The following is a 13,141-nucleotide window of genomic DNA, read 5'->3' as shown; positions in this document are numbered from 1 at the left end:
AATTACCGGAGCCCGGTCGAATATGAAGCAATGACGGCGTAAGCGAAAGTGGTGTCCACTTTTTCGGGGGAAGATCACGTTACCGCTGCGCGGTGCCGTCCATGATTTGGGCGCTATGTGTAATCCATGGAGGAAAGTATGGCAGAAGCAATATTCAGGGCTGCAAGGTGGATATCTGTAATTACATTCTTAACTGTATTCTTTTTTAGCTATGTACAGATGCCCGATTCGTTGCTTCTAGTCACGTTCCTTATGTTCGTGCTTTCATTTGTTTACATGGTTTTTTACAAATGTAATAGCTGCGGTAAGAGCTTTAGTTCGACGAGGGGTTTTATTGGATTTTGCTGGCCATATACCAATCGCTGCAGAAACTGTGGAGAGCCTTTAGGGAAAGCTAATGAATCCAATACATAACAAGGCCAAACACAAATGCGCAACAAGTTGCGCTGGACTCGCTAAAGCTCGCCCTTGTTGGTGGAGTTATACCATCGAGTTACCCACGATTAGTAGACACCTTCTATAATTAGGTTTACCCCTAGCGTGGAGGTGTACCATGGCTAAAAAGAGAAAAGGAACGAAGAAAGAACGGGAAGCGAGAAATAAATTACTCTCTGAACCTTGGTGGAAACTGCTAGATATCAAGTTTTTAATCTCGATTATTACCGTGCTGTTGTTGATAATTGGGTTCGTTGCAGTAAATTAATTGGTATCTTCTGGAATAAAAATATTGAATCAAATTGAGGTTTAAGAACATAACCAGTTGCTGCTGCAGAACCTCATTTTGCTCGGTCTGTAGAGTAAGGCGTTAGAAGTCTCAAAGAAGAATAGTGGAACAATCTCATAAACATCATTATGTTCCAGAGTGGTAGCAACGAAGATTTATGCTTGAGGGACAAAAGGCACTCATATGAAGGTCGCTGTTCTACTACTGGCTTTTCTATCTCTCTCCGTTATTGCTGAAGAGTGTAGTATTTCAGGTCGCGCCATTCTGTGAGCTTATGATTCCTGCTTTTGGAAGTACGAGACTGATGACTCTGTTCACCCTGGAGTTATCGAGTGTGTCGAAGCTTCACAGAATGAGATTCGAGGTAACTGTTCAAGTCTCGCATTTGTGACATAGCTAAAGAACTGAATATGGACGAGCCTAATCCTAATCCAGTTAAGTGCATGGAAGACGATAAGGCATTGGTAGCGTCAGTCAGGAATGGCGGTATCTGGATGCTAAACAAGCCGTCATCTATTCGGGCTTTAGGATACAGATCGTTCGGCTTAGGTTATAGCGTTTGATTTATCGTTTAATAGCGCCAAAAAATCCTTATCCAGACCTGTTCTTGAAAGGTAGTTAGTGCCGCCCTTATGAATGACGATAAAGCCTTTTTCAGTGGTCTTTAGTTCAGCAATATCGTCCCAGAGGATGCTTTGCTGATGGTGCTTGCTGTCAGTATAGATACCTTGTTCATCAATCCGAACATTAACCCGGCTATTGGCTCTGCGGCTGAGCATTTGGCGGGCGACCCACCAACTGCGTTTATAGCGAATTGATAGCAGTTCGACAGCGCCGAGGGCGAGTAGAAACCATGCGATATGGGGTTCAGCTTCTACGATAAATAATACGGCGGACATGATGATCAGTAGTATTGCCAAACGGTATGTTTTGAGGCTGACGGTAGTGTCGGCAGATTGATCGAAGCACTCAGTGAAGTATTCACGATTGAGGATATAGTGGCTGCTCTGATCGGTGCTGGTGCTACTGTCTTGGGGGGCTGTGTCTGTCATACTGAAGCCTGGCGAAGGTAAAGATCGATTTTAGAGAAACGCTAGTTTACCAAATCTGGCTAGCGAAACTTAATCAGCGGCAAAATAAACTTCTTGTCGCAGAGCGCGGCACTGCACTATGCAGAAGAGAATCCCTTTATATGCTGGAACCTGATCCAGCGACAGTCATTACCTTTACACCGCTGAAAGAACTCAGTTGGTGGTTCAAGATGAATCATGCTTCCGAAGCTCAGCTGTGGGTGAAGATCTTCAAGAAGAAAACCGGGATTCCGAGTGTGACTTGGGATGATGTTGTAGTTGAGGCTCTGTGTTGGGGCCGGATCGACGGTGTTAAGAAGTCAATTGATGATCAGGCCTATCTCCAGCGTATTACTTCCAGAAGAGCGCGTAGTAACGGGTCCAAAGGAACACTGAGCATGTTGAACGTTTGATAAGCGAGGGCCGGATGATGGAGTCAGGGCTGGTGCATGTTCGTGCGGCAAAAGCTGACGGCTGATGGGAAAGCGTTAAGGATGCATGGGCTAAAAGCTGGCCAAGCTCAATTTTTCTGGTTATGTAAGTGTTATGTAATAAACCCAATGCAGAGAATGTTAAATGCCTGATACTTGTTCGACGTCGCTCACCGCGTTTGATGACTTTGTCGCGCCGCCCTGTAGCGATTTTGTTGAAATTCTGTATCAGGATGACGATATTCTGTTGATCAATAAGCCCAGTGGCCTGCTGAGTTTGTCGGGTAAAAATCCTCTCAACCGGGATTCGGTCCACTGCCGTTTGGTTCATGGGCAAGAGGGCGTGAGCCCTGCATTCCCCGAAGCAAAGTTACCCCATCGAATAGATTTTGGTACTTCAGGTGTTATGGTGGTGGGGCTGAATGCTGCGTCGGCGAAACATCTGAATAGACAGTTTCAGGCGCGTACCGTGAAAAAGTGTTATATCGCGATGTTAGAGGGTTGGGTTACAGATGATCAGGGCCAGATCTCTGCGGCGATAGCGAAGCATAAAGATTACTTTCCACTGGTTAAAGTCTGCCCTGTCATAGGGAAAGCGGCTATAAGTGAGTACAGTGTATTACAGCGATTAGAGCAACCGCGTAGAAGTCTGGTGCAGTTTACCCCTCTGACGGGGCGTACTCATCAATTACGGATTCACAGCCAGACATTTGGTCATCCCATTCTCGGTTGTGATCTGTATAAAAGCGATCACAGTGAACAGATGGCAGAGCGTTTGCTCTTACACGCCAGTGACTTGTATTTTGAACATCCAACGAGCGGCGAACCGGTTCACGGGCATTGTCCCTGTCCGTTTTCATAAGAGACATTAGGTTGATCTCATTATTGGGAATTACTCCAGTGCGCTTAACTACCTTGTTACAGGGTCATATCAATGAATACAGATACGTTGTTTGAGTTAGTCCTTTTTGATCCTGAGAATACGGTTGTGAGTTTGCTTGAAAAGCGAGATATAGAATTTCGTAAGCAACCTGTAACACGCCAGTTTGTGGTTGCGACGGACGAAACCATTGAAGTGATCGGTACTGATAACCCTGAGATCCTGATCGAAAACCTGGTGTCGATATTCGTGGAATGGCTTGAAGGAAAGCAAAACCGGAAACTGCAGGCTCAGTTAGTCGACGGGAGTATTGTGTATATTGATAAAAACGACACTGATGGCGTTACCTATATACTTAAAAACGCACTGAAAATTACGGCGTTTGATCCTGAATATAACACCCGAATAGGTAATAAATAGGGCTGTTGGCCTATGAGTCCGACGTTAGGGAAGAGTTTGAAAAGAGTGCTGCGATTTGTGGCACTGACCCTTGTCGTGTCACTGATACTTCACCTGTGGCATGCGACTGACGATGAAGCCAACAAAAGCAGGGCATTTATCTCTAATAATACAGAAGTTAAGGCGTCTGTAGGCAGTGTGTTGAACATTGATTTTAAGAAGAAACTGACCTACCACGGCACGACAAGAGAGTTAGGATATGTTGAATTCACCTACTATGTTCGTGGCAGTGCTGACAACATCTTGATCGTTGTTAGAGGCTATGGAGAGCCAACAACATACAAGGTGTACCGTATGCAAAAGCTATAACAACCAGCTATTGTCGCCATTTCGTGGTTGGGACTGCCTTTCCGCTGCTCCTCTGCTCCAAATCCGCCCCAAAACCGGGCGTTGTGTGTCTCTCCGCTTCGGGATCAAGAAAATACCTGTTATATTCGGACTTACACAGTATGAGGTTACCAATGACGAAGTTTGATGAAAAGGTTACAGAGTTACTTGCTAAACACCCTAGTTTATCGAAGGATGAGGCAATTAAGATCTTAACTGAAAAAAATGAGCGCAAGAAGCAAAAGAGAGCGGAAAAAACAGATAGAAACAACGCAAAAAAAGCCAGGAGCGAGACAAATCGCCCCGACGATGTGTAAGGTTTAACCAATAAGCACATAGCAAGACGCTCAATGAACGCCTTCGGCTGGATCGCTAAAAGGGTGGCTTCGCCACAACGCGGTCCATTGCCTTGGCGTTATATCTTCGAGTTACCCGCGATGAGTAGACTAAGAAGAGTGCTTAAATTTCAAAGCTAAAACGTATTCTAAAAATGGGTAGTAAATTTGGTACCTGTTTACTGCAACATTGAGTCGATTATAATCCACTGAAAAATATGTTTAAAAGAGAGATTTAAGATGGTGATGTTCTGGCCAATCCAGCAAGAACTTAATTGCATCAGTGATAGTGGTCAAATTCTCGGAAAGATAAAGTTTGATGTCTTTAAAGATGAGTACATATTCTATCCTGACAATGAATCTATAGTCCTGTCAGATTTAGAAACTTCGAATATTGATGATAGATTATCCGGTCTTAAATCAGGTCAGTATTCAATACCTATGCAAGATGATGACTGATTCATAAGTTGCGCTAAAGAGGCTCTAAAAACACGAGCCAACCTTAGCGGTTTAGGCGTGTTACCAGAAATGGGTTAATCATTATTAAAACGGTCAAGTAAAAATACCTATTTGGTTGTTATTAAACCCGAACCTTTAAATTAGTTAAAACCTAGCAGCGGTAATCAGGATTTTATGATCGAGCTGTACCAGGCGCTCAACGCTCGGCCAACACGTTGTCCTAGACAGCCACAGCTTGGTTGTACCTGTCTGGTAGCTTGGCGTTCTGCAGAAAGGAGAAATACAAAGTATGTCAGGATTCACGAAACCAGCGCTTCTGTTGTCGCTACTGTTCATCATCGCCGGGTGTGTGCAACAGAAGGGCGGCCATACATACAGCCATGGGCACACGCATGGCCACGGTCATAGTCACAGTCATACCTTACATGATGGAATTTTGGTGCCGCTGTTTTCGGCTCAGCAGCATGTGGGCTTCGCTGAACTCAAACTACACGATGACAAGGGAGACCTTGAACTGTGGCTGACAAAGGATGAAGCCGGAGGCAACCCATTTGATCTGCCTCTCAACTCTGAGATCGCTGTTTCTTTGAGTAAACCTGGCACAAAGGCTGTTGCGCTTCGGGTTCGCAATATAGAGATGAACGAAGATGAAGACGGCAAAGGGAACATCCGTGACAGCAAGACGAACTACTTCATCTTTCCGGGTGACACAGGTGCCGATGCGACATTCCTCATGGGTAAAGACTTCGCTTCCGAGACGGTTATCTCCTTTGTAGTTGAAGGCGTCAGATACACGACGGGGACCTTTAAGCTACGCCCGCATACGCATTGAGTGGATCGATGCAGAAAAACTCCTACAGGCGACAGTTTAAAGGTCGTCTGTAGGAGTGGCCTTTAAACTGTCGGACAGATCCCTCCGCCCTTGAGTTTACCGGACAGATTCCAGCTAGCGTCGTTCACAAGAACTGTACCGGTGATAGTGCAATGGATGACACGTTACAAACACTACGATTGTAACCAGCCCAAGATGATTCCGTTGCGGTTTTGCGGATCAGGTCCAGCCGGACACGTTTAAATACACCCTCAATCATAGGGTCGATGATGGCCTCGATATGAGCCTGTTTGAGTCCCGTTATCGCAATGATCACAATGATGATCCTGCCATTCTGTCAAAAATCGTTCTGTTTGCTTATTCCCGAAGTATTACTGCGGGCACAGAAACCTCCTAAGTTTGCGGTGAGAAGGTCTTGTTTATTGAACTGATTAGCGGGTATCCAGTCGCACAACAGCGCCAGAAGTCTGAAAGGCTTCAGTCTGAGAGGTAAAAACGAGGTAAACGCTCAGGGCTGATGTACTGTATGGTAAACAGTATCGAGAAGATCTCTATGCAGGATGAACTAGGGCATTAAGTGACAGGACATGGCTGGGATCGTGTTTATATCGGGCTGAAAAGATAGATACAGCGGGTCTGAGCTAGGGTGAACTACTAATCGCTCCGACCAGAACGCTATAATAAACAGGACCGGGCTTCGGTAGATGGATATATTTGCGTCAAAATGTCTAATCCGCCAGCCTCGTTAGGCTCTATCAGGGATATATATGTATACAGATGAAGATTTGAATTTTGCGGTAAAGAAAGGCGTATTTACAGATTCGGCTGTTGAAGAGTTTCGCGCTTTATTATCGTCATCTAAACATTCACCTTCCGTCGATGAAGAAAATTTCAAATTGGTTGGTGGGTTCAATGATATCTTTATTGTAATAGCCTGTTTATTGCTGATTTTTTCTAGTCTATGGGTAGTGAACTTCATTGCTGAAAGCGATGTTTTGGGGATGTTAGTATTTACGGTTTTATCGTGGATTCTCTCTGAGATTTTTGTGCTCAAAAGGAAAATGGCTCTGCCTGGTATTGCGTTGTTATTGGCATTTGTGGGAGGGGTTTATTCGATTTCTGATTTTGTTGTTATGGGATCAAAAGAAATGTCATTTATGCTTTCTGCTGCGCTAGCCACCATAGCGGCCTATCTTCATTGGCTACGCTTTAAGGTTCCTATCACTATCGCTGTTGGTACGGCAGCAGCTGTAGGGCTTTTGGTTTCACTTGCTATGAGTATCTTTCCTGACACTAACGACTCGCTATTGGTCATCCTCTTCATCTGCGGTGTTTTGTCATTTATCTTTGCGATGTACTGGGACTCTTCTGATACAAAGAGAATAACACGAAATTCTGATGTGGCTTTTTGGTTGCACTTGCTTTCAGCGCCACTGATTATTCATCCTGTCTTTTCAAAGCTAGGAGTGCTTGATGGAAATGAAAGTCTGGTGAGTATGGCTGCTGTTGTAGTTTTGTACGTATTTATGACTTCAATTTCGATTGTCATTGATCGGCGCGCTTTCATGGTTTCATCGTTAGTGTATGTGCTTTATGCACTTTCTAGCCTGATTAAAGCATACGGTGGGGTAGGCTATAGTTTTGCATTAACGGGGGTTCTTATGGGGGGAGCGCTTTTGTTATTGTCTGTATTTTGGCATCGTGTAAGAGTCTATTTGGTGGCGAAACTGCCTGCTGTTGTAAAAGAAAATATCCCCGAAATTAGAGAGGCTTAGATATTTTTCAAAGCCTGGCAAGTTCGTCATCTATGATGCTCATCCCTGTCAGATCTCAAACTGGAACGCCCTATGACTGCACAGCGAAAAGAACAGATTCGAGCTTTGTTAAAAGGTATAGAGACTGGCGACGAGGCTTCTACATACGTTGTTAATCCCGATAAATACATCCAGCACAACCCTCAAACTCAAGAAGGTGGTGAGGGGCTGGCTGCATTGTTCAAGCGTCTGGCTAAAAGCTCTCCCAGGGTCAATATCGTTCGTATCTTTTCTGATGGAGACTATGTCTTTGGCCATACGGAATATGAGTTCAGCAGCTCGCGAGTCGGCTTTGAAGTCTTTAGGTTTGAAGGCGATCAAACGGTTGAACATTGGGATAATATTCAGTCACGGAAGGGGCCAAATCTGTCTGGTCACTCGATGGTTGATGGTGAGTCCGAGGTTAGGGATATTGAGAAGACGGAAACCAATCGAGAGCTCGTCAGGGCGTTTGTTAGCGATGTTCTGATCGACGGCCAACAGCAAAACCTTCCGCAATTTGTTTCTACAGAAACCTATATCGAGCACAACCCGCGTTTGGCTGATGGTTTATCTTCATTGGAAGCCGCCCTTGTACTGAAGACGTCTGATGCGGGCGCATACATCCAATACAACAGATTACATCGATTACTGGCAGACGGTAACTTTGTACTATCGGTCTGCGAAGGGTATTTGGATGGAGTTCATTCGTCGTTCTATGACCTGTACCGCCTTTCGAGTGGCAAGATTGTGGAGCATTGGGATACAACAGAAAAAGTTCCTCCGCAAAGTGAATGGAAAAACGACAATGGAAAGTTCTGAAACCTCATCCAATTAACGTAATGTGCAGGCGTCACAATAGCTTTGGTTTAGCGAAGGCCGGAAAAATTGAATCGGTCAGTATTGAAAATACACGTGATGCTCGGGTTAAGGCGGTCGTCCTGATGGCCCCTGTGGGTGTTATGTTCAAATCATCGGACGCGTTGGCTCAAGTCGAAGTCCCCGTACTTCTGATGCGGGCTGAATGGGATGATGTGCTGACTGAGCCTTATCATTCAGACATAATCGCGATGAATCTCAAATCTAAGGAACGGCTCACGTATCGAACAATCCCAAATGCTGGACACCACTCATTCATCACACCGCTGCCGGAATCGATTAGAGGTGAACTGGGTGTGATAGCGGAAGACCCGCAGGGGTTTGATCGGGACGCGTTTCATAACACCCTTGGCGCAGATATCGCAGACTACTTGTTAGATGTAGTTCAGTGAATAAGTGGGATCAGAGATACATTTATCCCGAAAGCTTCGTTAGACTGCTGCCACTACGCTAAACATCACCCAATTATCCAGAGCGATAAGCCGAAATCATGACGCGAAAAACACTATCTTTGAAGGTAAAGCGAAATAAACCCTCCAAACCCGTCGAGGAGGCGAGCAAAGATGTAATTCATGATGATCCGGAAAAGCGCTTTTTAAATGGCGTAGCTATCCATCCTTCTCCATGCATTCGTTTGGCATCAGGTTCTCAGCAACGTTCCATGCGTGCAATGGATTTGATCACGCCAATCGGGAGAGGTCAGAGGGGGTTGATTGTTGCGCCTCCAGGCTCGGGTAAAACGACCACCCTAAAGCATATCTGTCAGGCGGTGGGCGAAGCGTATCCCGAGATAAAGCTGTATGCGTTGCTCATTGATGAACGACCGGAAGAGGTGACTGACTTTAAGCGCAGCGTGTCAGCTGAGGTACACGCCTCATCCTCGGATGAAAGCTATGCCCACCACGTACGTGTGGCTGATGACCTTCTTAGCGCTGCCCGTAAAGAAGCGGGTGAAGGCCATGATGTCATGATTGTGATTGATTCTCTGACAAGGCTCTCTCGCGTACATAATGCCGAGCGCAGGAGTAGCGGTCGGACCATGTCAGGTGGTATTGATGCCCGAGCGTTGGAAGTACCGCGAAAACTGTTTGGCGCTGCGCGAAATATCGAAAACGGTGGGTCGCTGACGATTCTGGCAACCGTGCTGGTGGACACCGGTAGCCGGATGGATCAGGTGATATTCGAAGAGTTCAAAGGCACGGGGAATATGGAAGTTGTTCTCTCCCGCGAGGTTGCCAGTCATCGGATTTTCCCCGCGTTGGATATTGCTAAAAGCAGCACGCGCCGTGAGGAGCTTCTTTTAGATTCGAAAGATATCGAAAAGGTCAGAACGTTGCGGAGGAGCCTTACCTCTCTTCGGCCGGTAGACGGCGCAGGGAAGTTGGTTGAGTTACTGGAAAAATATCCAACAAACGCAGAGCTGTTAGACGCTTTTTCGTCAGATACATAACGCGTGATGAAATCGCCGTCTTCCATATCCATCCAGCACCTTGCTTATCATGCGCCTTGATCGATTTGTGTGTAAAAGTACTGAGTTAACAAGAGCGGATGCCGTCCGGCTGATCAATGCCGGAGAGGTGAGGGTGAATGAGCAGGTTGTGCTTGAGGAAAGGACTCAGGTGCATGAAAACAACTGCATCACACTCGATGGTCAAACGCTTAAGCCCCGCGCTTTTCGTTATCTCCTGATGCACAAGCCCGCCGGGACGATCTGCGCCAATGTGGATGATGTTTATCCGTCCCTGTTTAAGTATGTGGATATTGAGCGCGCGGATGAGTTACATATCGCGGGTCGTCTGGATGCGGATACCACAGGACTGGTGTTGATCACCGATGACGGGCGTTGGTCATTCCATATCACAACGCCCAATTCTCAGTGCCAGAAGGTCTACCGCGTGGGATTGTCTCGCCCGATTGCAGATGATGTGGCGGATAAATTTAAGCGTGGGGTGAAGTTGCAGGGGGAGGAGCAACTGACCTTGCCAGCTATGCTCGAAGTGATTAACCCCAAAGAAGTGCTTCTGACGATTACTCAGGGAAAGTTTCATCAGGTTAAGCGGATGTTTGCTGCGGTGGGTAATCGTGTTGTTTCACTGCATCGTGAACAAATCGGTGAGGTCGCGCTGGATGTGGAGGAGCGGCAGTGGCGGTATTTAACAGCGGATGAAGTGAAGTCCTTTTCCCGCTAAATGATATATCCCCAAGCCTGCTGGATGAGTTGGGGGCTGCCAGTCCTCGGTATCCTGAAGGGCATTAAAGAGGGATGCTATAAGGGCGGGCTAGCGCGAGGGATTCTGCAGAACCTTCCTCGCGACCGTTGCTATTCCGTTTCTGTTTTATAGATTTCAAAACCGCGTGCTGTGTAATTCGCAAGTGCGCTCTTATGATCCAGGCTGCAGGTGTGTACCCATACCCGCTCGGTGCCTCCCCATCCCCAGGCTGAGTTGATTGCATGGGTGAGCAGATAACCTCCAAATCCCCGACCAATACACTGTGGCGTCAGGCCAAAGTAAGCGATCTCGACGACACCGTTATCCTGCTTGCTCAGTTCGTAGTATCCGGCAATCGCGCCTTGGGAGTAGGCAACCCAGGTGCGCAGGTTTTTATCTTCGGCGTAGTGTTTCCAAGCGTCATCCGAGAGGGCCAGTTTGTCCGTCCACTGCCATTGGGCACCGACAAGTTGGTAGAGGAAGCGGTTCAGCTCGAACTGATCGTTTTCCACCTCAACGACGCTCAGTTGATCAGGCTGGTCTTTGCCGTTTAACTGGGCGACGTTCTTCATTTCCAGATAATAGGTGGTGATCTCAGACACGCGAGTCGTCCTTTGATTGCAGTGGTCTTGGTTGATGCGGTTTGACGCGCAGCGTTTTGGGCCGTGCGAGAGTATAAGGCAGGGTGCAGAGGGTCGGCACTGATATTTTCGATCACAGGTATCAAATCCCATTTGCCTGTGTGCCGGACATGGATATGATAGGCGCCTTCAACTCTTCTGACCGGATCTGACTCTTGAAACTCAGCCAACGCCTTCAGCAAATCGACCAGATGATCACCACCCCATACGACCACATTTGGGACTGTTGTTGCGACCATGGTTACCTAGGCACGGCGTTGCTCAAGCGGGGTGCAGCCAAAACCGTGCATTTTGTGGATGTGGTTGAGTCGTTAACCGATGCCATCCAGACACAACTGGAGAGCCAGTTGAATGACGCGTTGATCGGGCGTGGCTGGCAGGTGCATTGTGAGGACGTTTCTCGTCTGACGTTATCTGATCCCGATTCTAAACAGCTGGTTATTATCGCAGGCGTGGGTGGGGATCTGACGATGGATATGGTGCGTGCGATCACCGAGGCGCATCCCGATCACGCGCTGGAGTTTATACTGTGTCCGGTGCGCCAGCAGTATCAACTGAGAAGCCTGCTTATCGAGTTGGGGTATGGTTTGATCGATGAAGTGCTGGTGGAAGATAAGCAGAAGTTCTATGAGGTGATCCACGTATCGAATCACAGCGATAAACCGATTGCCACCGCAGGATCGCAGATGTGGGATCTCTCTCGCGAGTCAGATCGGGAATACCTGGAGCGTACCATCGCGCATTACACGCGCATGGAGAAAAATGCAGGGCAGCAGGCAGACCGTATTCTTGCGGACTATCGGGGACTGCTGCCCTCTGTCTGAATTTAGCGCGCTGTTGCCTTACGCAAATTTGGCGAACCGCTCGTCCAGAGGTGTATCCGCGAGGTGATTCACGTAGTTACTCATCACCTTCTGTGACATCCCCAGAATAATCTCCAGTAGCTGTTTCGGGCCATATCCGGCCGCATAAAACTTTGCGACTTCCTCTTCTGAAACTTGCCCGCGGTTGCGTAAAACCGACAGTGTCATATCGTGCAGCGCCTGCAATTTAGTGTCTCCCAGGGGCTCGCGATTACGCATCGCCTGAGTCAGTGCGTCGTCAACATTCATCATGCTGGCAATCGCTGCGTGTGCCGGAACACAGTAATGGCATTCGTGCTCGACGTTGATGGTCTGCCAGACCACGGTCAACTCTTCCTTGTTAAGCGATGTGTCCTGAAACAGCTTGTGCAGCATCTGATATGCCTCAAGCAGTTCAGGTGATTCAGCCATGATGCCATGCAAGCTTGGAATGCTGCCAAAGGCTTTGATCGAGTTATCCAGCAGCGGTTTGCTGTTTTCGGGTGCAGATTCCTGAGTGTGGACTTCAAAGTTGTTCATCGGTTCTGTCCTTTGGGGTTGAAGTTGATCGAGTGATCAAGTTCAGGCTACTTGTAGTTGATCAAGTGATCAAGATAAAATTTGTCCATGAATCAAGACAGGAATACCGATGCCTAATATCGCCAGGTACAACCGTGAAGATGTGATCCACAAAGCGATGCTGTTGTTTTGGCAGAAGGGTTTTGGGGCAACGTCAACGCGAGATCTGCAGCAGGCCGTCGATATGCGACCGGGCAGTATCTATGCGGCGTTTGGTAGCAAAGAGGATTTGTACGCTGAAGCCTTAAAGCACTATGCGAGTTGCATGTCCGGCATCCTCGATGAAAGGCTGGCGGAGCACGCAAGTGGTTTGGACGGTTTGCACAGCTTCTTTGAACGGGTGTTGTTTGAGCCCGTGCTGGGAGAGGCGGGGCAGGTCTGTATGTTGATTAAAACCCTGACGGAGCTGACAGAGGCTCATGCTGAACTGCGGGCACAAGCGATTGCTTCGTTAAGTACGATGGAGCATCTGTTCACGGATATTATCCGTTCTGCTCAGGTTGCAGGGGAGGTCTGTGCCGATGATGATCCGCAACGGGTCGCGCGCAGCCTGCAAGTTCAGTTGATTGGGATGCGCAGTTATTATCAAAGTACCGGTGATCAGGGCGCGGTACGTCATTTGTTGGATGATGCCTTCAGTCGGATTCGTGTCTGAAAGGCCGATCCTGAGCCGGCAGTCC

At 47.4% G+C, this 13,141-nt stretch carries 17 protein-coding genes; 13 read left to right on the top strand and 4 right to left on the bottom strand.

The features are described from left to right. Nucleotides 1-1,269: 1,269 nt before the first annotated feature. Entirely contained in the window at nucleotides 1,270-1,776 is a 507-nt protein-coding gene (locus IOQ59_RS19480) for a YcxB family protein (RefSeq protein WP_193955143.1), read from the bottom strand. A 140-nt stretch (nucleotides 1,777-1,916) separates the two neighbouring features. Between IOQ59_RS19480 and IOQ59_RS19475 the strand changes: the two genes are divergently transcribed. The 6 genes from IOQ59_RS19475 (at nucleotide 1,917) to IOQ59_RS19450 (ending at nucleotide 5,517) form a co-directional block, all read left to right on the top strand. After that, nucleotides 1,917-2,207, top strand: a complete 291-nt coding sequence (locus IOQ59_RS19475; RefSeq protein ID WP_228051034.1) for a YdeI/OmpD-associated family protein — start codon at nucleotides 1,917-1,919, stop codon at nucleotides 2,205-2,207. Between the two features lie 163 nt (nucleotides 2,208-2,370). Next, nucleotides 2,371-3,087, top strand: coding sequence for an RluA family pseudouridine synthase (locus tag IOQ59_RS19470; protein ID WP_193955142.1), 717 nt, complete (start codon nucleotides 2,371-2,373; stop codon nucleotides 3,085-3,087). A 72-nt stretch (nucleotides 3,088-3,159) separates the two neighbouring features. Next, a complete protein-coding gene (locus tag IOQ59_RS19465; RefSeq protein ID WP_193955141.1) occupies nucleotides 3,160-3,525 on the top strand; it encodes a hypothetical protein in 366 nt (121 codons plus the stop codon). A 45-nt stretch (nucleotides 3,526-3,570) separates the two neighbouring features. Then, the gene (locus IOQ59_RS19460) at nucleotides 3,571-3,873 is read left to right on the top strand and encodes a hypothetical protein (RefSeq protein WP_193955140.1); all 303 of its coding nucleotides are present in this window, start codon (nucleotides 3,571-3,573) and stop codon (nucleotides 3,871-3,873) included. 152 nt (nucleotides 3,874-4,025) lie between these two features. Next, nucleotides 4,026-4,208: a hypothetical protein gene (locus tag IOQ59_RS19455; RefSeq protein ID WP_193955139.1), complete on the top strand. Its 183-nt coding sequence runs from the start codon at nucleotides 4,026-4,028 to the stop codon at nucleotides 4,206-4,208. A 766-nt stretch (nucleotides 4,209-4,974) separates the two neighbouring features. Continuing rightward, nucleotides 4,975-5,517, top strand: a complete 543-nt coding sequence (locus tag IOQ59_RS19450; RefSeq protein WP_193955138.1) for a hypothetical protein — start codon at nucleotides 4,975-4,977, stop codon at nucleotides 5,515-5,517. A gap of 124 nt (nucleotides 5,518-5,641) precedes the next feature. Here the strand turns inward: IOQ59_RS19450 and IOQ59_RS19445 are convergent, their stop codons facing one another. Beyond that, a complete protein-coding gene (locus IOQ59_RS19445) occupies nucleotides 5,642-5,833 on the bottom strand; it encodes a hypothetical protein (RefSeq protein ID WP_193955137.1) in 192 nt (63 codons plus the stop codon). A 451-nt stretch (nucleotides 5,834-6,284) separates the two neighbouring features. On the opposite strand from IOQ59_RS19445, the gene IOQ59_RS19440 reads away from it, so the two are divergent. The 5 genes from IOQ59_RS19440 to IOQ59_RS19420 all read left to right on the top strand — a co-directional run bounded on the left by IOQ59_RS19440 (nucleotide 6,285) and on the right by IOQ59_RS19420 (nucleotide 10,378). Then, the gene (locus tag IOQ59_RS19440; protein WP_193955136.1) at nucleotides 6,285-7,292 is read left to right on the top strand and encodes a hypothetical protein; all 1,008 of its coding nucleotides are present in this window, start codon (nucleotides 6,285-6,287) and stop codon (nucleotides 7,290-7,292) included. 72 nt (nucleotides 7,293-7,364) lie between these two features. Beyond that, nucleotides 7,365-8,132 carry a nuclear transport factor 2 family protein gene (locus IOQ59_RS19435; RefSeq protein ID WP_193955135.1) on the top strand — a complete coding sequence of 256 codons (768 nt, stop codon included), beginning with the start codon at nucleotides 7,365-7,367 and terminating at the stop codon, nucleotides 8,130-8,132. Then, nucleotides 8,105-8,581 (top strand): alpha/beta hydrolase family protein, encoded by a 477-nt coding sequence (locus tag IOQ59_RS19430; protein ID WP_193955134.1) that lies wholly within the window; start codon nucleotides 8,105-8,107, stop codon nucleotides 8,579-8,581. Before IOQ59_RS19435 ends, IOQ59_RS19430 begins: the two co-directional genes overlap by 28 nt. Before the next feature lie 98 nt (nucleotides 8,582-8,679). After that, the gene (gene rho / locus IOQ59_RS19425) at nucleotides 8,680-9,639 is read left to right on the top strand and encodes a transcription termination factor Rho (protein ID WP_193955133.1); all 960 of its coding nucleotides are present in this window, start codon (nucleotides 8,680-8,682) and stop codon (nucleotides 9,637-9,639) included. Between the two features lie 49 nt (nucleotides 9,640-9,688). Continuing rightward, nucleotides 9,689-10,378: a pseudouridine synthase gene (locus IOQ59_RS19420; protein ID WP_193955132.1), complete on the top strand. Its 690-nt coding sequence runs from the start codon at nucleotides 9,689-9,691 to the stop codon at nucleotides 10,376-10,378. A gap of 131 nt (nucleotides 10,379-10,509) precedes the next feature. Here IOQ59_RS19420 and IOQ59_RS19415 read toward each other — a convergent pair whose 3' ends face one another. Then, nucleotides 10,510-11,001 carry a GNAT family N-acetyltransferase gene (locus IOQ59_RS19415; RefSeq protein WP_193955131.1) on the bottom strand — a complete coding sequence of 164 codons (492 nt, stop codon included), beginning with the start codon at nucleotides 10,999-11,001 and terminating at the stop codon, nucleotides 10,510-10,512. A gap of 194 nt (nucleotides 11,002-11,195) precedes the next feature. Between IOQ59_RS19415 and IOQ59_RS19410 the strand changes: the two genes are divergently transcribed. Continuing rightward, nucleotides 11,196-11,864, top strand: coding sequence for a tRNA (adenine(22)-N(1))-methyltransferase (locus IOQ59_RS19410; protein WP_193955130.1), 669 nt, complete (start codon nucleotides 11,196-11,198; stop codon nucleotides 11,862-11,864). Nucleotides 11,865-11,882: 18 nt separating this feature from the next. Here IOQ59_RS19410 and IOQ59_RS19405 read toward each other — a convergent pair whose 3' ends face one another. Then, the gene (locus IOQ59_RS19405; RefSeq protein ID WP_193955129.1) at nucleotides 11,883-12,422 is read right to left on the bottom strand and encodes a carboxymuconolactone decarboxylase family protein; all 540 of its coding nucleotides are present in this window, start codon (nucleotides 12,420-12,422) and stop codon (nucleotides 11,883-11,885) included. A gap of 109 nt (nucleotides 12,423-12,531) precedes the next feature. Between IOQ59_RS19405 and IOQ59_RS19400 the strand changes: the two genes are divergently transcribed. Continuing rightward, complete coding sequence (locus IOQ59_RS19400) at nucleotides 12,532-13,116, top strand: TetR/AcrR family transcriptional regulator (protein ID WP_193955128.1); 585 nt, start codon at nucleotides 12,532-12,534, stop codon at nucleotides 13,114-13,116. Nucleotides 13,117-13,141: the final 25 nt, after the last annotated feature.

This window comes from Pontibacterium sinense (assembly GCF_015209595.1).
In the GTDB taxonomy this organism is placed as follows: Bacteria; Pseudomonadota; Gammaproteobacteria; order Pseudomonadales; family Balneatricaceae; genus Pontibacterium; species Pontibacterium sinense.
The sequence above is the reverse complement of the archived record's forward strand: the minus strand, read 5'-3'. Positions and strand labels throughout refer to the sequence as shown.

Bases quoted from the DNA above. Each gene is read 5' to 3' on its own strand.
- IOQ59_RS19480 (WP_193955143.1), bottom strand. From the start codon at position 1,776: ATGACAGACACAGCCCCCCAAGACAGTAGCACCAGCACCGATCAGAGC.
- IOQ59_RS19475 (WP_228051034.1), top strand. From the start codon at position 1,917: ATGCTGGAACCTGATCCAGCGACAGTCATTACCTTTACACCGCTGAAA.
- IOQ59_RS19470 (WP_193955142.1), top strand. From the start codon at position 2,371: ATGCCTGATACTTGTTCGACGTCGCTCACCGCGTTTGATGACTTTGTC.
- IOQ59_RS19465 (WP_193955141.1), top strand. From the start codon at position 3,160: ATGAATACAGATACGTTGTTTGAGTTAGTCCTTTTTGATCCTGAGAAT.
- IOQ59_RS19455 (WP_193955139.1), top strand. From the start codon at position 4,026: ATGACGAAGTTTGATGAAAAGGTTACAGAGTTACTTGCTAAACACCCT.
- IOQ59_RS19450 (WP_193955138.1), top strand. From the start codon at position 4,975: ATGTCAGGATTCACGAAACCAGCGCTTCTGTTGTCGCTACTGTTCATC.
- IOQ59_RS19440 (WP_193955136.1), top strand. From the start codon at position 6,285: ATGTATACAGATGAAGATTTGAATTTTGCGGTAAAGAAAGGCGTATTT.
- IOQ59_RS19435 (WP_193955135.1), top strand. From the start codon at position 7,365: ATGACTGCACAGCGAAAAGAACAGATTCGAGCTTTGTTAAAAGGTATA.
- IOQ59_RS19430 (WP_193955134.1), top strand. From the start codon at position 8,105: ATGGAAAAACGACAATGGAAAGTTCTGAAACCTCATCCAATTAACGTA.
- rho (WP_193955133.1), top strand. From the start codon at position 8,680: ATGACGCGAAAAACACTATCTTTGAAGGTAAAGCGAAATAAACCCTCC.
- IOQ59_RS19420 (WP_193955132.1), top strand. From the start codon at position 9,689: ATGCGCCTTGATCGATTTGTGTGTAAAAGTACTGAGTTAACAAGAGCG.
- IOQ59_RS19405 (WP_193955129.1), bottom strand. From the start codon at position 12,422: ATGAACAACTTTGAAGTCCACACTCAGGAATCTGCACCCGAAAACAGC.
- IOQ59_RS19400 (WP_193955128.1), top strand. From the start codon at position 12,532: ATGCCTAATATCGCCAGGTACAACCGTGAAGATGTGATCCACAAAGCG.